This window comes from Salinivibrio sharmensis (genome assembly GCF_001995985.1).
GTDB lineage: Bacteria > Pseudomonadota > Gammaproteobacteria > Enterobacterales > Vibrionaceae > Salinivibrio > Salinivibrio sharmensis.
In genome coordinates this window covers 167,074-187,395 of record NZ_MUFC01000006.1, presented here as the reverse complement: position 1 = coordinate 187,395, position 20,322 = coordinate 167,074, and the positions used below count along the sequence as shown (strand labels likewise).

Here is a 20,322-nt window from a genome sequence, read left to right as displayed (position 1 = left end):
AATTATAATGATATAAAAATCATGAAGTTATAGTTATTTTTCCTTTGGGTGATGTATGTCACACACCCAAACGCTCTTATTTTTTAACGAGAAAAATCAGTGTTTATTTTGTTGTGACAAGTCGCGCATTTCTGAATTATATCCGATATAAAAGGGGTTTTTGCCAAGAAGCATTGCGATTGAAATGAGGTTGGTTCGCAAAGATTATTAATGAGCGATTTTCGCTCGTCAGTCAGAGGACAGGCACATTAGTGTCAGTAGACGCACGTCTGAGATCCGGCAATAAACCACCAATGGGACAGTCACCGGGATTTGCTCCGAGGTTTGCTCACTTATTTCGATGCGCCTGTCCTGATAGGGGGCTAAAAGTGTCTGTCCCAATTGTGCTCCAATTGTGATTGTGAGGACAGGCACTTTATGACCACTTTATGACCAAGGTGCCTGTCCTAGTAAGGGTAAAAGTGCCTGTCCCAGAAGGGGAAAATATACCTGTCCCCGGAAGGGGAGGCACTTTATTGCGTTGGTGTGTGTTGTTAGTCGTCTAACAGTAGTTGGCGCAGTTGTTGGTAGTAAGATTCTAGCTGGGTGCGGGTGGAGCTGCGTTTATCACAATGATCGAGAATAAAGCGAATGGAGCTCAGCACTGTGCGCCATCTCGGTGTTTTGGGTAAGGTTTCCAGCAATAAGTACTTATCCAGTGTGCGGGTTTGTAAGCTACTACGATCAAGGTAGACGCGCCAGAGACCACTTTGCTCGGCAAAATCGAATTTGCTTTTGCCTGTGGCTTCTTCCCAGTAATCTAAGCTGGCTACCATGGCATCAACAATGAGCTGTCTACGTGTGTTGGTTTTATCTTGCTGTTGGTGTTGCGCTTTTTCAGCAAGGGCTTCAAATTCCCCGCCCATCGCTTTAAGCGTTTCAAGTTGGCGTGAGTCTCCGCCTAATGCGTAGCCAGATAAGGCTTCGATGGCGCTTTCTAGGCTCTGTATACGAGACTGAGACACGGGTGCGTCTGTGTTGATGACATACAGGCTGTCAATGTCAGACTCGGCTGGAAAACGCAGCAGCATACCGTCAACGTCCTGTGGTTGTCCTTCAATATAAATGGTCAGTGGGCCTTGATAGCGCTCCATATGATTGGCCTGCTCGGGCGCTTTCACTAAGGCTTGACCGTGCATCCGTTTTACCTCGTCCTGTTCACGCCCGAACAAGGATGCTGCCGCTTGGTTAACAAAGCGAACCTGACCATCTCTTCGCATACCTAACATGGCTTCAGGGGCGAGAGAGAGTTGTGAAATCAACCAAGACTGGGTTTCGAGCAGGCTGGCTTGCTGCCGCGCACTTTGTTCAAGCGCCTGCTCGAGGCGTTGGTTTTCTTGGCGGCGTTGTTCCGCTTGGCTAGCGGCAAGGTGTGTGGCTATCCGAGCAGCGAGCTCTCGTTTATCAAAGGGTTTACATAAGTAATCATTCGCGCCGATTTCAAACCCATAGATGCGATCATCAGGCTGATTTAAGGCGGTTAGCATGATAATCGGAAGTGCGGCGTGGTTAAATTGTTCTCTGAGCTGCTCACAGACCTCGAAACCACTCATACCGGGCATAAGCACGTCGAGCAAAACGAGATCCGGCTTCGTGGTGGCGATGTGCTCAATGGCTGTGCGTCCATCGCTTGCTGTACTGACCTGATAGCCTTCAATATTGAGAAAGCTGGCGAGTACTTGTTGGTTGGTGGGTTCATCATCAACCACTAAAATATGTAAGCCATTGTGATTATGCTGGCTTTGCGAAACAACGTCCGAAGAGAAGTGAGCGAGGGTCTCTCGCGTGTCATCTTGATAAACGTGCTGGGTAGAGAAGGCGGTAAGCTCGGTGCTTAACACCGGAGGCTCATCGACACGCGGAAGGGTGAAGCTAAAGGTGGTGCCCACTTGCGGCTGACTACTGACGTAAAGCTGGCCGCCCATCAACTCGACAAGTTGACGACTGATTGATAGACCAAGACCTGCACCGTGTTGATAATGATAGTGGCTACTTACTGCTTGTGCGAGAGGCTCAAAAACGGTGCTTAACTGTTCCGCTGGGATCCCTTTACCCGTATCAACCACTTGGATGCGAACACGATCGTCCAAGGTGTCGGCGCTAATAACAATCTTACCCGCATCGGTGAACTTAATCGCATTTCCCAGCAAATTGTACATAACTTGCTCAAGCCGTTGGGAATCCGCGTGTACCCAGATTGGCGTGTCGCTGAGCTGATTAATGATGTCTAGCGGCTTATCTTTTTTAAGGTGCTTGGCGAGTGACAGCACAAGCTGTGTGATGGCGTTGAGATTGACAGGACCTTGCTCCAAATCCAATTGCCCATAGCGCATTTTATGGTAGTCCAAGAGATCATCAACCAGCTTGGCCAAGCGCTGGCCGCTGTTGACGATAATCGATAGTTGATACTGATGATCGCGACTAATCGGACCGTTCGCACCGTCAATCAGTGCTTCGGCAATCCCTATCATGCCGTGTAAGGGGGTACGAAGTTCGTGAGAGGTGGTTGCCAGGAATTCATCTTTCAGTTTGTTGGCGACATGCAGCTCTTCATTCTGAGCACGTATGGTGGTGATGTTAGCTTCTAAGGCCTGGTTTTGCTGGCGTATTAAGGCCAGTTTTTCGCGAATGGCATGGCGCATGCGGGCAAAGCTCACCGCCAAACGCCCGATTTCATCACGACGACGCGTGTGGTGGATTTGGGTATCCAGGTCACCTGCACTGACTTTTTCGGCCGCCCACGTAAGTTGAAGCAGTGGGCGAGTAATAAAGTTGGACATATAGTGCGAGGCAATGACCACCGCGAGAATCGCAAGTAACATGGCAACGATAAAAAGCTGTTGCAGCTGGTGGATACGTGCGTAGGCCACTTGCGTGGGGACTTCAGCCACGAGTCCCCATTTCAGTCCATGGGTGCGAATAGGGGTGTAGGCGGCGAGCATGGTTTGGCCTGATTGGGTTTGATAGCGGGTGACTCCCGTTTCTCCGGCTAATGCTTTTTCTATGGCAGGCGTGTTATTAACAAGCTGACTGTTGTTGGTTGAATGCGCTCGAGTCTTGCCGTCATCGCCGACGAGGTGTGTTTCAATCGCATTGGTTTCTCTGGGGGCCATTAGCCTGGTAAGGGCATGGCTAGGAAGCCGGAAGAGCGCGTAGCTATGCAGGTACCCTTGCTGAATAATGGGGGCGCCCAGCCATGCAACTCGGGTGTCGGTCTCTTCCGCAGAAAAATCAGAGATAATCACCTTGGGCGTCGGATCTAACTTCCCTTTTGTTTGTTGCGTTTGCTGTTGTAGGGTCGCGAACGTTTGCCCCAATCGTGCATCACGGTGAGGGCCTGAGAGTAAGTTTGTGCCAAAGTTGCCCAGTTTTTTCACCGAATAGGTGACGTTGCCTTGCTTATCGACCAAGAGTAGGTCGTCAAAATCTGCGCGGGCGAGCAAAGCTTGATAAGCGCGGTGATAGCGTTTGTGCAGCAGCCGATAACGCTCGGTGGCAGAATAATTGGGATCGTCCTTGCGCACAGGTGTTTTCACCCTCTCACCGGACCCAAGGTAGTAGCGGCGTTGCGCGTAATCACGTGCGGCGTCGATGTTTGGTCGTAGTCGCTGAAAGGCGTTGACCAAACCATAAAAATGGCCACCGCTGGCGTAGGCGAGCTCTGAGGCAACAAATCCAAGCACCTCCGCTTCTTTCGCATCAAAGTAATCATTGATTTGCTGTTGTTTACTGTCGCGCACCGATAAAAGGTGTGCTGTGCTTTGTTCTTGGAGATCTTGGCTATGGGCATTAAGAAAAAACAAGGCGACTAAGATCAGAGGGAGGAGGCTCAATAGAAGAAAGGCCAGCATCAAGGTGTGATGGAGGCGTTTAAATGGATAAGCAGTAAACAAGGTTTTCATAAGCAACAGCGTCTTCCCTACAGCAACTTTCCAATGTCGTGGCCGTATTTTGGCACCTGATGAGCCTGTGTCTCTGGCGAAGCTGGGTGTGCGCGACGACACGACAATCATCTTATGCCATGACTTTACTGAGTTTTTTCGCTTTGACAAGGAAGTCGCTATGGAAGCGTGTGGATCGGCGCACTTTTCCGTGTATCGCTGCAAGTTTACGTATGTTTTATCCACGTTATTTCATTGAAGAAAGGTTAAAAAAAGGCCTCGACAGATGCCGAGGCCTTTAGTATTCCGAAAGTAACGGAATTAGTACTGAGGTTTGGTTGCCGGTGCGTAGGCAGACGCACGTGCCTCAGCGCTACCCGCCGCTTTCGCTTCTGGGTTAGGCACTTTAAAGGCGGCGATTGCCACCGGGCTGTGATCAACCGATTCGTTCGGTGCCGGTGCTTTCATCATCGGTGATGTGGCTCGGCGGTATTGAATCGTTGCCGTTGGGGCATTGATTTCCGCTTCGCGCTCAATCACTTTTTCAGTCACCAAATCGACCTCTGAGTCTTGCGCAGGGGTTGTCACTGGCGCGTCTGGCGTCGCGACCTTTGGCATCGCACCGACCTCCGGTGTTGCTTGGCTTTGTGCCGGTTGCGGTGCAGGCTCAGGGGTGCTTATCGAAGCCATCGGTTGGGTCGATACTGAATCCGTCCCCTCCGACTTAGCTTGCATGATAATGACTTTACCCATGGCCATTTCTGGACGGGCAACACCACTGATAATAGCCTTACTGTTTTGGCGTTTGTCTTGGCGGCGGCGATCTTGCTTCACTTTTACGGGTTGCTCTGCCGACCATACCTTGCCCATCGCCATTTCGGGAGACGCCATGCCGGTGGTGAGTGGCATAGGGCTTTTCACCATTGGACGACGGCGACGACGCTGTCCACTGGCGCGAAGGTGGCGTGGTGAGCGGCGATTACGACGCTTGTCCTGCTGACCTTCTTTCTTCGCGTTATCAGGCTGCTGTTTAGCCTGTTGTGCGACTTCCGCCCCGACTTGCTGCAAGTCTGTACCTTGGTCAGGTGTTACCTCGGTGGCAACTTGGGTATCCGCATTATCTTTGTTGATACGCACGCTGCGATTAAGCTTACGACGTTGGCGGCGTTGTTTAACCTGTTCGGTTTTCTCCGCTTTTTGGTCGTGCTGCTTGTTGCCTTTATCCGCATTGTCAGACTGTGGCTTCGTTGCCTTGGCCTCATCTTGTTGCGCGGCAGGCTTTTTCGCTTTGTCGCTGCGGTTATCGTTACGGGTTTTTTTCCCTTTGCGATTCTTATCACGACGCTCTTCTTGCGGCTTATTCTGGCGGCGTTGTTTGTTGTTACGTCCACGTTCGCCGTTGTTGCCATCACTTTGCTCATCGCGATTTTGTGGTTTGTTATTGCCACGTGACTTATTGCGCTGGCTGTGTGTTGGCTTCTGGCGTTGCCCTGTTTGAGCTGGCTCAGGTTGAGCGGCTGGCTGTGACGACGTGGTTGTTGCATCATCAGCTGGCGCGGCAAACAAGCGAGAGAAGAACTGACCCACTTTGGTGAACAGACCAGGCTGGGCCGACGCTGCTGGCTCATTGGCTGGTGCGGCCGTTTTAGTTGCACTTGGTGCCGGCGAGCTTGGCGCTGCAAATCCTTGTAAAACAGGTTCTTCACGCTTTTTCGCTGGACGCGCTTGTTGTGGCTCTTCGCGTGCTTCTACTTCTCTGAGCGCATCAATCTGGCTTGGCAGCTGATAAGACAGGTTCGCCATTTCTTCACCGCCGCGGACGCGAACCACATCAAAGTGTGGTGTCTGCATGTCGGCATTGGGGACCACGACCACTTTGACATTGTGGTATTTCTCAATGTGCTGGACCGATCGGCGTTTTTCGTTAAGCAGGTAAGAGGCGACGGGGACAGGGACGATACCCAGTACTTGCGCCGTGTTCTCTTTCATTGCCTCTTCTTCCATCAAACGAAGAATGGACAATGCTAGCGATTCGTTATCACGAATTACACCGGTGCCTTTACAGCGCGGGCAAATGTGATGGCTTGCTTCTGCCAGTGATGGACTGAGGCGTTGGCGTGACATTTCCAGCAAACCAAAGCGCGAAATACGGCCGATTTGCACGCGTGCACGATCCATACGGACAGAGTCGCGTAGTTTGTTTTCCACTTCACGTTGGTGGCGTACGGGGGTCATATCGATGAAATCGATAACGACCAATCCACCCAGATCACGCAAACGTAATTGGCGGGCAATTTCTTCTGCCGCTTCAACGTTTGTTTGGCGTGCTGTCTCTTCGATATCGCTGCCTTTAGTGGCACGAGCAGAGTTGATATCGATAGAGGTGAGGGCTTCGGTGGGGTCGATCACGATCGAACCACCAGACGGCAAGCGAACCTCGCGTTGGAACGCAGATTCAATCTGGCTTTCTATCTGGTAATGGCTAAATAGCGGCACTTCGCCTTCATAGAACTTGATGCGGCTGACAAAGTCAGGGCGAACCAGTTTGATGTGCTCTTGCGCGCGTTGAAAGACCTTCTCACTATCAATCAAGATCTCACCGATATCACGGCGCAAGTAGTCGCGGATTGCTCGTGCAATCACGTTACTTTCTTGATGGATCAGGAAAGGTGCAGGGTTGGCGTCTGCCGCTTCTTTCACTGCTTGCCAGTGGTTTAGCAGAACTTTCAAGTCCCATTCAAGCTCTTCGGCAGATTTGCCCACACCGGCGGTGCGCACAATTAAGCCCATCCCTTGCGGCAGTTCGAGGCCAGACATGGCTTCTTTGAGCTGGCTGCGCTCTTCCCCCTCGATGCGACGAGAAATCCCGCCTGCTCGTGGGTTGTTTGGCATTAATACCAAGTAGCTACCCGCTAACGACACAAACGTAGTCAGAGCAGCCCCTTTATTGCCGCGCTCTTCTTTGTCTACTTGGACAATGACTTCCTGGCCTTCTTTTACCACATCTTTGATGTTAGGGCGGCCTTGATAGGTGTAACCGGAAGGGAAGTATTCGCGGGCTATTTCTTTAAGAGGGAGAAAACCGTGTCGTTCTGCCCCGTAATCAACAAATGCCGCTTCCAGGCTTGGTTCGATACGGGTAATGCGTCCTTTGTAGATATTCGCTTTTTTTGATTCATGGCCGGGACTCTCGATATCGAGATCGTACAGCCGTTGACCGTCGACCAATGCGACGCGCAACTCTTCCTTCTGAGTTGCGTTAATCAACATTCTTTTCATCTGATTTTTCTCATTTATTTATCGTTGTTATTAGCGGTTGATGACGAGAGCAGTCGTCAATGCTGCCTGACCCCAAGTCTGATATGGTGCAGCCTCCCGGCTGGAGAAAATCAGGGGTGCGCTCGGGCAAGTTTTAATCGGCCAGCTACAACGGTTTTTATGGCTCACCGGATTACGCAGTTGGCGTCCGCCGTTTTTACCGATGGCGGAGAGCTCTGACACTGACTAATGGTCTCGTGTCAACACACTAAACGGGTGCTTTTGGTTTACGTCTTACGCCAATTGCCGCGTAACGCCTTAAAAGCATTCGGAATTATGGTTCTTTTACGGATATAACCGTATACAGCTATCACTTGATTGACTCATCGCAGACCAGGCCTTTTGTCGAAAAGTGCATGTTCCACTGATGAAATCGCTGTCACAGGCGATAAGCTGTGTTTCAGATAAGCGTTTGCTTTTCTGATTAACGCCGCAACTATAGCAGGGAGACTAAAGTCCAGCAATCGGCTTTATTCGCTTATGTTGTGTTGGTAGTAAAACCGCGCAGATGTGGTGTTTTTTTGCACGATAATGCCTTGTGTCGTTCGCGGTTACAGGGGGGAACACAACCCGCTGCTGTGCTAAGCGAGGGGTGACTTGCCGTAGCAGGTGCATGTCGCTGTGCTTAGCGGTAGAATGAAGGTTATGACAGAACAAAAAACTCAAGTGCGATTCATCGACATCGATGACGACATCGCCGGCCAACGCATCGACAATTTTCTGCGAAATCAGCTGAAAAATGTCCCAAAAAGTATGATTTATCGCGTGCTTCGTAAAGGAGAAGTGCGAGTTAATAAAAAACGCATAAAACCCGAGTATAAGCTGCAAGCTGGCGATGTGGTGAGGGTGCCTCCCATCCGGCTTCCCGAGCGTGATGAGAAAGCCGCCCCCAGTACCAAACTAGACAAAGTGGCTGCGCTTGAGTATTGCATTCTTTATGAGGATGACCACCTACTTGTGCTCAATAAGCCTTCAGGTACCGCGGTGCACGGGGGGAGTGGGCTACAATTTGGCGCGATAGAGGCAATGCGCGCACTGCGTCCTAAAGCGCGCTTTTTGGAGCTGGTGCACCGGATTGATAGAGACACCTCAGGGCTCTTATTGATTGCTAAAAAACGGTCTGCCTTGCGCCATCTGCAAGCGCAATTTCGCGAAAAATCGGTACGCAAAGACTATTATGCCTTGGTCATGGGTCACTGGTCCGCTAAGCAGCGTAAGGTGACAGCGCCTTTGTTGAAAAACGAGGTGAACAGCATTGTCCGCGTTAACCCCGAGGGAAAGCCATCGGAAACCCGTTTTAAAGTGCTTGAGACGTTTGCGGAAGCCACACTCGTGCAAGCGAGCCCGGTAACAGGTCGGACACACCAAATTCGAGTCCATGCGCAATATGTAGGGCATCCTTTGGCGTGGGATGACCGCTATGGCGATCCCCGTTTTGATGCTTACACCAAGGCTGTGGGGCTAGATCGATTATTTTTACATGCCGCCACGATTCGTTTTGTGCACCCAGGGAATGATGAAACCATGACGCTTAACGCGCCCATGGAGCCCAAACTTGAGCGGGTACTTGACGGGTTACGGGCAAAAAACGCATCACGCAGAGGCTAAATACATGACTGTCGAATTATCGCTTACATCTGCTTGGCAAGCTGGCGAAAGTCCGGCCAGCCAACCGTCGCACTCAGCGCTAGCCCCATACTCATTGTTGATCTTTGACTGGGATGGCACTGTGATGGATTCGATTGGACGAATTGTCTCTAGCCTCGATGCGGCGGCTCGATTAACAGGGCAATTACCCATTTTACCTCCTGAGCGTTTGCAAACCATGATTGGCCTGAGCTTAGAAAAAGGTTATCAGCTGCTTTACCCTGATGCAGATCCAGCGTGGTATGGCGATTGGATTCACCACTACCGCCAACAGTTTGTGCACGATAATCCAACGCCCTGTCAGCTTTTTCCTGGGGTGAAAGACACCCTTCTGTCTCTAAAGGCGCAGGGGTTTGAATTGGCGGTGGCAACGGGGAAATCACGCGCTGGGCTTGATAGAGCGATGATGGAGACGGGGACCCAAGATTTATTCGCTGCTACGCGTTGTGCGGATGAAACGGCTTCTAAGCCTGATCCGAAAATGCTTGAAGAAGTGTTAGTGCAAACAGGCATCTCACGTGATAAGGCGCTGATGATTGGTGATACTGGACATGATATGCAACTGGCCATCAATGCGGGTATGGCAAGGCTCGCGGTCACTTGGGGCGTAGAAGAGTCTGCCAGCCTGTCGACGTTTGAGCCCGTTGCCGTATTAAACAGTCTAAACGAGCTGGTGAGCTAATTTGCCGCTTACGTGCTTGGTAAGGTTGCAACTACGTGTGCGCTGACCATGAGTTGGCGCATTAAATGACCGAGACCCCCTCCTTTTCTAACATTTCACGTAAGCGTATAAGTGGGAGGCCTACAAGGGTATTAGGATCACGTCCGTGCATGGCATTGAAAAGGGCAATACCCAAGCCTTCACATTTGAAGCTGCCGGCACAATCTAGCGGCAGTTCTTTGTCGATGTAGCGGACAATTTCCTGCTCGGTAAGCTCACGAAAGTCGACATGGAACGGCTCAACGTCAGATTGATGCTCCCCGGTGTCGCTGTTTATCAACGCGATTCCGGTATAAAACGTGACTTGCTTGCCGCTCGCGCGTTTTAGCTGCTCAATCGCGACTTCTCGCTCATGTGGTTTGCCTAACACCTCCTCGTCAATCACACACACTTGGTCTGAACCGATAATGAGAGCATTATCGAATAGCGGCATCCCCGCCATGGCTTTTTCGAGTGCCAAGCGTTCAACCATGTCAGTGGCACGCTCGTTGTCATGCCGACTTTCGTCAATTGCCGGTGCGAATGCAGTAAACGGGAGCGCAAACTTTTTAAAGATGGCTTGACGATACGGTGAGCTTGAAGCCAGCACAATTTTGGGAGGTTGCGTTGTGTGCATTATCGTTCCTTATATTGCGCGCAGTTGAAGGTGACTAAACAATCTACGTGGTCGATGATTGTTTATTTTCAACTCCCAGTCTAACCTGAAAAAATAGCGGGCGCGACTTTGAGTCGGGCAAAACGGTGGGAGTGTGCCTGGCTGGCTTATTGACTGCGGTGAAAGGGTTGGTTTTCACGGTTGCCGGTCCGAGTCGGCGAGGCGCCAGAGGCATCCAGATAACCGATGGGTTGTGTGCTTTTGTTCCTATGACCCTTTCGCGCCTGACACAGGTAACATTTTCTTTGACTCCAGCGCATTTGGAGGCTAATATTCGCGCCCTATGCAGAAGGTAAAGCTACCGCTGACGGTTGATCCGTTCCGTTGTGCACAAAAGCAACTTGACTATGATGGTATCGTAGACAAGCAGCGTTTAGTGCGTCTCGGTGAGGCAACCCAAAGCATCGATAGTGATGCGGAAGTGATGCTTTCGTTCGACATTGACGCCCAAGGGCTCAAAACGGTCACAGGTCGTGCCACCGTTTCGGTCAGTCTTGAGTGTCAACGTTGTTGGGAACCATTTTCACATCGCTGTGAAACTGAATTCGTTTATAGCCCGGTTTTCAATGATGACCAGGTTGGCAATTTACCGGATGCTTATGAGCCGGCATTAGTCGACGAAAACGGTGAGATTGATCTGATTCAATTAGTCGAAGACGAGTTGATTGTGGCCTTGCCACAAGTCGCCATGCACGAAGACACCGACTGTAAAGTTAGTGCAGAGAACATGGTGTATGGGGAAATCCCACTTGCTGATGAGCGTCCAAATCCGTTTGCCGTACTAAAAAACTTAAAGCAAAGTAACGAGGAGTAGGGTCAATGGCCGTACAAAAGAACCGTAAAACCCGTTCTAAACGTGGTATGCGTCGTTCACACGATGCACTGGGTACTCAAGCTGTATCTGTAGACAAAACTAGCGGTGAGACTCACCTGCGTCACAACATGACTGCAGACGGTTTCTACCGTGGCCGCAAGGTTATCAACAAGTAAGGTTGACCCTTGACTAGGTTAACCATTGCACTCGATGCGATGGGTGGGGATTTCGGTCCCCAAGTTACAGTGCCTGCCTCCGTGCAGGCATTGTCACGTTTTGCGGACCTAAAAGTGATCCTAGTGGGCGACGAGCCTCACATTAAGGCGTCACTGAACCAGCTCAATGCCCAGCATCATTCCCGATTGTCTATCGTCCATGCCCCGGACGTGATCCCTAATGATATGCGTCCGTCCACAGCGCTGCGCCGCAGTCATAATACGTCTATGCGTGTCGCATTGGAAAAGGTGGCCAGTGGTGAAGCGGATGCCTGTGTAAGCGCGGGGAATACGGGGGCGTTAATGGCGCTGTCCAAATATTTGCTTAAGCTGCTGCCCGGCATTGATCGTCCTGCCCTTGTCACCGCCTTGCCCGGTGCCCAATACCAACGTAAATGGTTGCTCGATTTAGGCGCCAACGTCGCCTGTGACGCCGACACCTTATTCCAATTCGCAGTGATGGGCGCGGTGTTAGCGGAGGCTGAGTTAGGCCATACCCCGCGTATCGGTTTGTTAAATATCGGTGAAGAGGCGATAAAAGGGAACGATCTGGTGCGCCGCTGTGCTGATCTTTTGCAGCAAAGCGACTCTGTGCGTTACACCGGTTACGTCGAGGGCGATCAAATCTACACAGGTGAGACCGATGTGATTGTCTGTGATGGCTTTGTTGGCAATGTTGCATTAAAAACCAGCGAGGGGGTCGCACGCTTGATCATCGACAAGGTGAAAGCCCACCTCCACCCGCACCCTATTAAGCGTTGGATCGCGAAATGGCTATTTTCTGATCTATTAAATCAACTCCAACAGCTGAAACCCGACCAGTACAACGGCGCAAGTTTGCTAGGATTGCGCGGCATCGTTGTAAAAAGCCACGGACGCGCTGATATCGCCGCTTACGAAAACGCTATTTTTGAGGCGGTGCACGAGGTCGAACGGCAAATCCCAACTAAGATAAGTGACCGTTTAGAGGCAGTTCTTCTCGAGAGGCATTAGTAGTCTTCATGTATAGTAAGATTTTGGGCACAGGCAGCTATTTGCCTGAACAGGTTCGCACCAATGCTGACCTTGAACAGATGGTAGACACCAGTGATGAGTGGATTGTGACCCGTACGGGGATCAAAGAACGTCGCATTGCTGCACCCACAGATACCGTTGCCTCGATGGCTTATCAGGCCGCCGTACAGGCGATAGATATGGCTGCCATCGATAAACATGACATCGACCTGATTATTGTCGCCACCACCAGTGGTGAGCGTGCTTTTCCCGCAGCTGCCTGTGATGTTCAAGCCATGCTGGGGATTAAAGGCTGCCCCGCTTTTGATATTGCGGCGGCGTGCTCTGGCTTTGTGTATGCACTCAGTGTCGCGGATCAATACGTTAAAAATGGCCTCGCCAAAAATGCGCTGGTGGTAGGCGCAGATCGCCTGTCACACACCTGTGATCCTGATGATCGCTCCACCATTATTCTGTTTGGTGATGGTGCAGGTGCAGTGGTGCTCTCTGCTGATGAAAATGATGGTATTTTGTCCACACACCTGAAAGCTGATGGCAAATTTGGCGAGCTATTGAAACTTAAGTATCCAGAGCGTGGTCAATCGTTAGAGGCCGATGAAGCGTGGCTTTATATGGCGGGGAATGAAGTCTTCAAAGTGGCGGTAACACAACTGGCCAATATTGTGACAGAAACGCTTCAGGCTAACCAAATTGAAAAGTCAGATATAGATTGGTTGGTACCACACCAAGCCAATTATCGAATTATTAAAGCGACCGCGAAGAAACTCGCGATGTCGATGGATCAAGTTGTATTGACGCTTGACCGCCATGGCAACACGTCTGCTGCATCGGTACCAACTGCCCTTGATGAGGCGGTACGTGATGGGCGAATCCAACGAGGCCAGACACTCTTGCTTGAGGCGTTTGGCGGCGGATTCGCATGGGGTTCAGCGTTGGTCAGATTTTAAATAAATAGGAAAACAGCTATGTCTTCAACAGCTAGTTCTTCAACAGCGACGTCTCCAACTGCAATCGTATTTCCTGGCCAAGGATCACAAGCTGTGGGGATGCTCGGGGAGTTCGCCGAACAGTATGGCGTTGTGCAGCAGACGTTTTCAGAAGCCTCAGAAGTGCTTGGCTATGACCTTTGGGCATTGGTCCAGCAAGGCCCTGAAGCGGACTTAAATGAAACCCATCGTACCCAACCTGCGTTATTAGCCGCGTCTGTTGCTATTTGGCGAGTATGGGAAGCCCAAGGTGGCGCTGCGCCAGCCATGCTTGCCGGTCACAGCTTGGGTGAATACTCGGCCTTGGTGTGTGCTGGCGTGTTGGATTTCAAAGCAGCGATCAAGCTGGTTGAATTGCGCGGCCAACTGATGCAAGAAGCGGTACCAACGGGGATTGGCGCGATGTCAGCGATTATTGGCCTCGACAATGAAGCAATTGCCACAGCATGTGAGCAAGCGGCGCAAGGGCAGGTGGTCTCACCGGTTAACTTTAACTCGCCAGGCCAAGTGGTGATTGCGGGTAATAAAGAAGCGGTTGAGCGTGCTAACGCCTTGTGTAAAGACGCGGGCGCAAAACGTGCATTGCCGCTGCCGGTGTCAGTGCCTTCTCACTGTGCGCTGATGAAGCCTGCAGCAGAAAAACTGGCGCAAGCGTTGGAGTCGGTAACGTTTAATACGCCACGTATACCTGTGGTCAACAATGCTGATGTAGCAACGCCGATAGAGCCGGATCAAATTAAAGAAGCCCTGGTGCGTCAATTACATAGCCCGGTACGCTGGACCGAAACGGTCGAGTATATGGCGGCTGAAGGCGTGGAACAGCTGTTGGAGTTTGGCCCTGGTAAAGTACTGACAGGCTTGACCAAACGCATCAACAAGGCGTTGAGCAGCGCGGCGGTTAATGATAGCGCCAGCCTTGCCGCCGCGAAGGCGTAAACCGTATTACTAGACACTTTGTGACTGCCGGCGTATGTCGGCAGAATCAACTAAAAGGGTAACCGAATGAAACTAGACGGAAAAGTAGCGCTGGTGACAGGCGCAAGCCGTGGGATTGGCCGAGCAACGGCAGAGCTTTTGGCGGAGCGTGGTGCCACTGTGATTGGTACAGCGACTAGCGAAAAAGGCGCTGCAGCCATTAGCGACTACCTCGGTGAAAACGGTAAAGGCTTAGCACTCAATGTGACCTCGCCAGAGTCAGTCGCAGAGGTGCTTGATACGATCAAAAAAGAATTTGGTGACGTTGATATTCTGGTTAACAACGCCGGTATCACTCGTGATAACCTATTGATGCGTATGAAAGACGATGAGTGGCAGGACATTATGGACACCAACTTAACGTCAATCTTCCGTTTATCAAAGGCTGTATTGCGTGCGATGATGAAAAAACGCTGTGGCCGAATCATTAACATTGGTTCTGTGGTCGGTGTAATGGGTAATGCGGGACAGGCGAATTATGCGGCGGCAAAAGCCGGTGTGATTGGCTTTACCAAATCCATGGCACGTGAAGTGGCTGCGCGTGGCATCACAGTGAATACAGTTGCCCCTGGTTTTATCGAAACCGATATGACTAAGGCGCTGAATGATGAACAGCGCGCTGCGACCCTGGCACAAGTGCCAGCAGGGCGTTTGGGTGATCCAAAAGAGATTGCTGCAACGGTGGCGTTTTTAGCCTCTGACGATGCCGCTTACATGACGGGTGAGACCTTGCACGTCAATGGCGGTATGTACATGATTTGATCGAGACCGTTGCAATCTCGAATGACACACGTCAAACTCCGATTGATTTGTCCCCAAATCGTGGTTTGACCAGCCGTGGAGGTCTTGCAACTTCCACATTAATGAATAAACTACAGCACATATCGCATCTGCGAATCTTGTAAGGACTAGTATTAATATGAGCAACATCGAAGAACGCGTAAAGAAAATCATCGTTGAGCAACTAGGTGTCGACGAAGCAGAAGTGAAAAACGAAGCTTCATTCGTAGACGACTTGGGCGCGGACTCTCTGGATACCGTTGAGCTGGTAATGGCTCTTGAAGAGGAATTCGATACAGAGATTCCAGATGAAGAAGCAGAGAAGATTACCACTGTACAGGCAGCTATCGACTACGTTGTCGGCGCTTCAGCGTAATCTCAGAATCCTACCAGGCGGTCTCCTCGACCGCCTGTGTTCTTTTTAAGCTATTCTAATTTCCAAACTTATATTCTCCGGAGAATATCATCGTGTCTAAGCGTCGTGTTGTTGTGACTGGCATGGGTATGTTGTCACCCGTCGGTAACTCAGTTGAGTCTTCATGGAAAGCTCTGCTAGCCGGGCAAAGCGGTATCTCAGCGATTGAGCATTTTGATGCCACTAACTTTGCTACTCAATTTGCGGGCATGGTTAAGGACTTCAATTGTGAAGACTACATGTCGAAAAAAGATGCACGAAAAATGGACTTGTTCATCCAATATGGCATTGCTGCCAGTGTGCAAGCCATTAAAGACTCCGGGCTGCAAGTTGATGACAACAATGCACACCGTATTGGTGTCGCGATAGGTTCAGGCATTGGTGGTCTTGGTTTGATTGAACAAAATCATCGTGCGTATATGGAAAAGGGTCCACGTAAGATCAGCCCCTTCTTTGTTCCATCAACCATCGTTAATATGATTGCAGGGCACGTGTCGATTAACTACGGCATGCGTGGTCCAAACATCTCTATTTCAACCGCATGCACCACAGGCCTTCATAATATTGGTCATGCTGCCCGTATGATTGCATACGGTGACGCAGACGCCATGGTTGCCGGTGGCGCAGAGAAAGCCTCCACCGAGCTTGGTATTGGTGGTTTTGCCGCAGCCAAAGCGCTCTCAACTCGCAATGACGATCCAAAGGCAGCCTCTCGCCCATGGGACAAAGACCGTGATGGTTTTGTGCTGGGTGATGGCGCAGGCGTGATGGTGCTTGAAGAGTACGAGCATGCGAAAGCGCGTGGCGCAACCATATACTGTGAATTAGCCGGCTTTGGTATGAGTGGCGATGCTTATCATATGACATCGCCGAGTGAAGATGGCTCAGGCGCGGCATTGGCGATGGAAGCGGCAATTCGTGATGCGGGTATTAACCCTGCACAAATTGGCTACGTTAACGCGCATGGTACATCTACCCCAGCGGGTGATGTCGCGGAGAGCAAGGCGATTCGTCGTGCTATGGGAGACGCAGCCGATAGCGTGTTGGTCTCTTCAACCAAATCAATGACCGGTCACTTGCTTGGCGCGGCAGGCTCTGCCGAGTCAATTATCACTGCCATGTCGCTGATTGACCAAACCGTACCACCAACGATCAACCTTGATAATGTCGATGAAGGGTGCGATTTAGATTACGTACCGCACGAAGCGCGTGACGTAAAAATGGAGTACGCCTTGTGTAACTCCTTTGGTTTTGGTGGCACCAACGGCTCTTTGATCTTCAAAAAGCTGTAATGCGCATAGGCGTTTATACAGCCTAAAAAGAGTTTGCTATAGTAACGGCCCGACGATTCGGGCCGTTTTTTATTGTTGGTAAGGTTTTTATTGTCTGTAAGAGTAGTGACTGTCGAGGTTGATAGATGTATTGGGTAAACGGACACCCTTGTCGCGAACTAGCGGTCGCTGACCGCGGACTCCAATTTGGTGATGGTTGCTTTACCACTGGCCATGTGTATCAGGGGCTATTACTTGATCGTGATGCACATATACTGCGTTTACAAAGCACTTGTGAGCGACTAGCCATTCACGGGGTCGATTGGTCGGTACTCGCGACAATGCTCGATCAAGCGTGTCAGCATTCGCATGATGAACAGGTGTTGAAGGTGATTATCACCCGAGGGCAGGGGGGCCGCGGTTACAGTCCCAAAGGCTGCTCGTTGCCAACCGTGATTGTTAGCCTACATCCGTATCCACATCATTATCATCACTGGCAACAGCATGGTGTGACATTGGCGACGACGCAAATACAGCTTGGCGCGTCACCTTTTGCGGGGCTTAAACATCTCAACCGGTTAGAACAGGTGCGTCTAAAGCTGGCACTGGAAGACGCGGAGGCCGATGATTTCGTGGTTGCGGACATGTTTGGCAACCTGGTTGAGACCACGGCGTCCAATCTTTTCTGGTGCCAAGACCATGTCATTTATACACCTGATTTGGCATACGCCGGTGTGGCGGGACTGATGCGAGAAAAAGTGATGGCCGTGATTGAAGGCTTCACAGACTACCAATGTAAAACGGTCGCGATCGATGAGACAGCGCTGTGGCGTGCCGATGAAGTGTTTATTTGCAATGCTTTGATGAAGGTGGTGCCAGTGACATCCATCAATGAAACAAGTTATAAAACGCATACGCTGACAAGGCGATTACAACAGAGGTTAAACGCGTGCTAAAAAAGCGATTTTTGGGGCTGATGAGCGTATTGATGGCAATAGTCTTGGCCTCAGTCGCTGGGGTGCTTTGGCAAACGAAGGCGTTTATTTCCACGCCGTTATCCTTGCAGACGCCTCAGCTATTCACTGTACCTAGCGGTGCACATTACCATAAGGTCATTGCAAAATTTGAAGACAACGGTTGGATGGTATCAAGCATCTGGTCGAAGTTTGCGCCACGGGTTTATCCAGAGCTGACTCGGGTACAAGCGGGCACCTTTCAGATTCAACCGGGACAAACATTAGCCGAGGCGTTCGCGACTCTGCGTTCAGGTCAGCAATATCAAGATGAAATCACCTTTGTCGAAGGGAGTACGTTTGCCCAGTGGCGCAAGCAGCTTGCCTCCGCGCCGCATCTCGACAAAACATTGGATGGCATGAGTGAACAGGCAATTGCTGATGCGATTGGGCTCACACACGATAAATTGGAAGGGCTACTGCTCCCTGAAACCTACGCCTATGATGTGGGTGATACTGATATAGCATTGTTAAAACGCGCCGCACGTGCAATGGAGTCGGCCTTGGAGCAGGCTTGGCAGCAACGTATCGAGGACTTACCGATAGAGACCCCTTATCAGCTATTAATTCTGGCTTCCATCATTGAAAAAGAGACCGCGTTGGCGAGTGAACGCGAAAAGGTGGCGTCGGTATTTGTGAATCGGTTGCGACGTGGTATGCGTTTACAAACCGATCCCACCGTGATTTATGGCATGGGGGACAACTATGATGGCAATATTCGTAAGCGTGACTTGCGCACTCCGACCCCCTATAACACCTATGTGATTAATGGCTTGCCTCCGACGCCGATCGCAATGCCAGGTAAAGCGGCCATCTTAGCCGCTGCGCAGCCAGCAAAAACGGATTACTACTATTTTGTCGCCACGGGTAAAGGCGGCCACCAATTTTCTACCACCTTGGCCGAACATAATCGAGCCGTGCGTGATTATCTAAAAGTGTTGAAGAATCAATGAAGAACCATTTCATCGTTGTAGAAGGCCTTGAAGGCGCGGGCAAAAGTACGGCCATCAATCAGATCAAACAGGTGTTACGCGACGCTGGTATCCAGGATGTGATCACAACGCGAGAGCCCGGCGGTACGCCGCTTGCTGAACAGTTGCGTACACTTGTCAAACAAGGTCACCCGGATGAACCGCTCACGGATAAAGCCGAGCTTCTCATGCTTTATGCCGCTCGAGTACAGCTTGTCGAAAATGTGATTAAACCCGCCCTGGCGAAGGGTCAATGGGTGGTGGGTGACCGCCATGATATGTCATCACAGGCTTACCAGGGGGGGGGACGTGGTATGGACACGTCGCTGATGCAGAGCCTAAAAGAAACGGTCTTGGGGGAGTTTGCGCCCTCACTGACATTGTATATGGACATCGATCCGGAAGTAGGCCTGGCACGTGCGCGGGGTAGAGGTGAGTTGGATAGGATTGAGACCATGCAACTTGATTTTTTTGAGCGCACGCGAGCGCGCTATCTAGCATTGGCAAACGACGATCCCAGTGTGGTGGTGATTGATGCGGGCCAGTCGCTAGACAACGTGACTGCTCAGATTAAGACGGCACTAGATAATTGGCTTAAGCAGCAGACAGGCGTATGAGTGACAAGATAACAGTGGCATACCCCACGCCTTGCGTTTATCCCTGGTTTGAAGGCGTTTGGGCGCATTGGCAGCAGCTATTGATGCGTGCAAGGTTCCCGCATGCGCTCTTGTTGGCCGCGCTCCCGGGCAGCGGCCGTCGCGCGTTGGTAAGCCAGCTTGCCAAGGTGCGGCTATGCAGCGATCAAAGCGATAGCGCTTGTGGCCATTGTCATCATTGCCAACTTTTCGCAGCGGGTAACCACCCTGATATTCACTGGTTAGCCCCTGAGAAACCCGGCAAGCAGATTGGTATTGATGCAGTGCGCAAAGTGCAACGACAAGCGCTGGAAACGTCACAATTGGGCGGGGCGCGCTTTATTGTCATAGAGTGTGTCGAGCGTTTAGGGGAAGCCGCGGCCAATGCGTTGCTTAAATCGTTAGAAGAGCCACCTTCAGGGTGTTACTTCGTGTTATTGACAGACTCGTTGGATAGCCTACTCGCGACCATTATCAGTCGCTGTAGCGTGTGGAAAGCCCCACAGGCGGAGGCTGAAACGGCCAAGGCATGGATCGAGCAAGCATTGCAGCGCTCGGTTCCAGACCATGCGGTAGGCTTATATCGGGGCGCCCCCTTGGCTGCTCGTGACTTTGTGGCATCGGGCGGGTTAGATCATCACCATATTGTGGTTGAAAGTTTTTCTACCTATGTGCGTGAGAGAACGGGCTTATTTGACACTATTGAGGTCTTGGTCGCACACTATCCCGCTTCATTGAACTGGCTCAGTCACTTTCTGCTTGATGTACTCAAATGGCGTCAAGGTGTGGAGCAGAGCATTGTGCATCGGCATCATCACCAACGGGTTGCGGAAGTGGCCAATGCACTGACCACCCAGCAGGTTCATTCATTATTACGCGCGCTGCATCAATTACAGCGTCAGTTACAAATTCATACAGGGCTAAATACCGAACTGGTAGTTAGCCAGTGGTTATTATCGATTGGAGAATAAC

Annotated in this window: 17 protein-coding genes; 14 read left to right on the top strand and 3 right to left on the bottom strand. The window is 51.0% G+C overall.

The window, feature by feature from the left end:
* Positions 1-533: 533 nt before the first annotated feature.
* Together BZG74_RS08160 and rne are read right to left on the bottom strand one after the other, a co-directional pair.
* Positions 534-3,941, bottom strand: a complete 3,408-nt coding sequence (locus BZG74_RS08160; RefSeq protein WP_077772132.1) for a hybrid sensor histidine kinase/response regulator — start codon at positions 3,939-3,941, stop codon at positions 534-536.
* A gap of 300 nt (positions 3,942-4,241) precedes the next feature.
* The gene (rne, locus tag BZG74_RS08155; RefSeq protein WP_077772131.1) at positions 4,242-7,190 is read right to left on the bottom strand and encodes a ribonuclease E; all 2,949 of its coding nucleotides are present in this window, start codon (positions 7,188-7,190) and stop codon (positions 4,242-4,244) included.
* A 693-nt stretch (positions 7,191-7,883) separates the two neighbouring features.
* Between rne and rluC the strand changes: the two genes are divergently transcribed.
* Both rluC and BZG74_RS08145 read left to right on the top strand, forming a co-directional pair.
* A complete protein-coding gene (gene rluC / locus BZG74_RS08150) occupies positions 7,884-8,846 on the top strand; it encodes a 23S rRNA pseudouridine(955/2504/2580) synthase RluC (RefSeq protein ID WP_077772130.1) in 963 nt (320 codons plus the stop codon).
* Positions 8,847-8,850: 4 nt separating this feature from the next.
* Positions 8,851-9,567, top strand: a complete 717-nt coding sequence (locus BZG74_RS08145; RefSeq protein ID WP_077772129.1) for an HAD-IA family hydrolase — start codon at positions 8,851-8,853, stop codon at positions 9,565-9,567.
* A gap of 61 nt (positions 9,568-9,628) precedes the next feature.
* On the opposite strand, the gene BZG74_RS08140 is transcribed toward BZG74_RS08145, so the two are convergent.
* On the bottom strand, positions 9,629-10,222 hold the full coding sequence (locus BZG74_RS08140) for a Maf family protein (protein WP_077772128.1): 594 nt from the start codon (positions 10,220-10,222) through the stop codon (positions 9,629-9,631).
* Between the two features lie 322 nt (positions 10,223-10,544).
* On the opposite strand from BZG74_RS08140, the gene yceD reads away from it, so the two are divergent.
* The 12 genes from yceD (at position 10,545) to holB (ending at position 20,321) form a co-directional block, all read left to right on the top strand.
* Positions 10,545-11,075 carry a 23S rRNA accumulation protein YceD gene (gene yceD / locus BZG74_RS08135; protein ID WP_077772127.1) on the top strand — a complete coding sequence of 177 codons (531 nt, stop codon included), beginning with the start codon at positions 10,545-10,547 and terminating at the stop codon, positions 11,073-11,075.
* 5 nt (positions 11,076-11,080) lie between these two features.
* Positions 11,081-11,251, top strand: a complete 171-nt coding sequence (rpmF, locus tag BZG74_RS08130; RefSeq protein WP_046075434.1) for a 50S ribosomal protein L32 — start codon at positions 11,081-11,083, stop codon at positions 11,249-11,251.
* A 9-nt stretch (positions 11,252-11,260) separates the two neighbouring features.
* The gene (gene plsX / locus BZG74_RS08125; protein WP_077772126.1) at positions 11,261-12,283 is read left to right on the top strand and encodes a phosphate acyltransferase PlsX; all 1,023 of its coding nucleotides are present in this window, start codon (positions 11,261-11,263) and stop codon (positions 12,281-12,283) included.
* An 8-nt stretch (positions 12,284-12,291) separates the two neighbouring features.
* Positions 12,292-13,251: a beta-ketoacyl-ACP synthase III gene (locus tag BZG74_RS08120; RefSeq protein WP_069362213.1), complete on the top strand. Its 960-nt coding sequence runs from the start codon at positions 12,292-12,294 to the stop codon at positions 13,249-13,251.
* 18 nt (positions 13,252-13,269) lie between these two features.
* Positions 13,270-14,226, top strand: a complete 957-nt coding sequence (gene fabD / locus BZG74_RS08115; protein WP_077772125.1) for an ACP S-malonyltransferase — start codon at positions 13,270-13,272, stop codon at positions 14,224-14,226.
* Positions 14,227-14,292: 66 nt separating this feature from the next.
* The gene (gene fabG / locus BZG74_RS08110; protein ID WP_077772124.1) at positions 14,293-15,027 is read left to right on the top strand and encodes a 3-oxoacyl-ACP reductase FabG; all 735 of its coding nucleotides are present in this window, start codon (positions 14,293-14,295) and stop codon (positions 15,025-15,027) included.
* 157 nt (positions 15,028-15,184) lie between these two features.
* Positions 15,185-15,421, top strand: coding sequence for an acyl carrier protein (gene acpP / locus BZG74_RS08105; protein ID WP_046075439.1), 237 nt, complete (start codon positions 15,185-15,187; stop codon positions 15,419-15,421).
* Positions 15,422-15,513: 92 nt separating this feature from the next.
* Complete coding sequence (gene fabF / locus BZG74_RS08100; protein WP_077772123.1) at positions 15,514-16,752, top strand: beta-ketoacyl-ACP synthase II; 1,239 nt, start codon at positions 15,514-15,516, stop codon at positions 16,750-16,752.
* A gap of 125 nt (positions 16,753-16,877) precedes the next feature.
* On the top strand, positions 16,878-17,687 hold the full coding sequence (gene pabC / locus BZG74_RS08095; RefSeq protein ID WP_077772122.1) for an aminodeoxychorismate lyase: 810 nt from the start codon (positions 16,878-16,880) through the stop codon (positions 17,685-17,687).
* Positions 17,681-18,697, top strand: a complete 1,017-nt coding sequence (gene mltG / locus BZG74_RS08090) for an endolytic transglycosylase MltG (protein WP_077772121.1) — start codon at positions 17,681-17,683, stop codon at positions 18,695-18,697. Before pabC ends, mltG begins: the two co-directional genes overlap by 7 nt.
* Positions 18,694-19,332: a dTMP kinase gene (gene tmk / locus BZG74_RS08085; protein WP_077772119.1), complete on the top strand. Its 639-nt coding sequence runs from the start codon at positions 18,694-18,696 to the stop codon at positions 19,330-19,332. The genes mltG and tmk overlap by 4 nt, the downstream gene beginning before the upstream one ends.
* A complete protein-coding gene (gene holB / locus BZG74_RS08080; protein WP_077772118.1) occupies positions 19,329-20,321 on the top strand; it encodes a DNA polymerase III subunit delta' in 993 nt (330 codons plus the stop codon). The genes tmk and holB overlap by 4 nt, the downstream gene beginning before the upstream one ends.
* Position 20,322 lies beyond the last annotated feature (1 nt).

What these genes read in the sequence shown, in the direction of transcription:
- BZG74_RS08120 (WP_069362213.1), top strand. Translation starts at nt 12,292, where the DNA reads ATGTATAGTAAGATTTTGGGCACAGGCAGCTATTTGCCTGAACAGGTT.
- BZG74_RS08160 (WP_077772132.1), bottom strand. Translation starts at nt 3,941, where the DNA reads ATGAAAACCTTGTTTACTGCTTATCCATTTAAACGCCTCCATCACACC.
- holB (WP_077772118.1), top strand. Translation starts at nt 19,329, where the DNA reads ATGAGTGACAAGATAACAGTGGCATACCCCACGCCTTGCGTTTATCCC.
- BZG74_RS08145 (WP_077772129.1), top strand. Translation starts at nt 8,851, where the DNA reads ATGACTGTCGAATTATCGCTTACATCTGCTTGGCAAGCTGGCGAAAGT.
- acpP (WP_046075439.1), top strand. Translation starts at nt 15,185, where the DNA reads ATGAGCAACATCGAAGAACGCGTAAAGAAAATCATCGTTGAGCAACTA.
- tmk (WP_077772119.1), top strand. Translation starts at nt 18,694, where the DNA reads ATGAAGAACCATTTCATCGTTGTAGAAGGCCTTGAAGGCGCGGGCAAA.
- fabD (WP_077772125.1), top strand. Translation starts at nt 13,270, where the DNA reads ATGTCTTCAACAGCTAGTTCTTCAACAGCGACGTCTCCAACTGCAATC.
- BZG74_RS08140 (WP_077772128.1), bottom strand. Translation starts at nt 10,222, where the DNA reads ATGCACACAACGCAACCTCCCAAAATTGTGCTGGCTTCAAGCTCACCG.
- rluC (WP_077772130.1), top strand. Translation starts at nt 7,884, where the DNA reads ATGACAGAACAAAAAACTCAAGTGCGATTCATCGACATCGATGACGAC.
- yceD (WP_077772127.1), top strand. Translation starts at nt 10,545, where the DNA reads ATGCAGAAGGTAAAGCTACCGCTGACGGTTGATCCGTTCCGTTGTGCA.
- pabC (WP_077772122.1), top strand. Translation starts at nt 16,878, where the DNA reads ATGTATTGGGTAAACGGACACCCTTGTCGCGAACTAGCGGTCGCTGAC.
- rpmF (WP_046075434.1), top strand. Translation starts at nt 11,081, where the DNA reads ATGGCCGTACAAAAGAACCGTAAAACCCGTTCTAAACGTGGTATGCGT.
- fabG (WP_077772124.1), top strand. Translation starts at nt 14,293, where the DNA reads ATGAAACTAGACGGAAAAGTAGCGCTGGTGACAGGCGCAAGCCGTGGG.
- rne (WP_077772131.1), bottom strand. Translation starts at nt 7,190, where the DNA reads ATGTTGATTAACGCAACTCAGAAGGAAGAGTTGCGCGTCGCATTGGTC.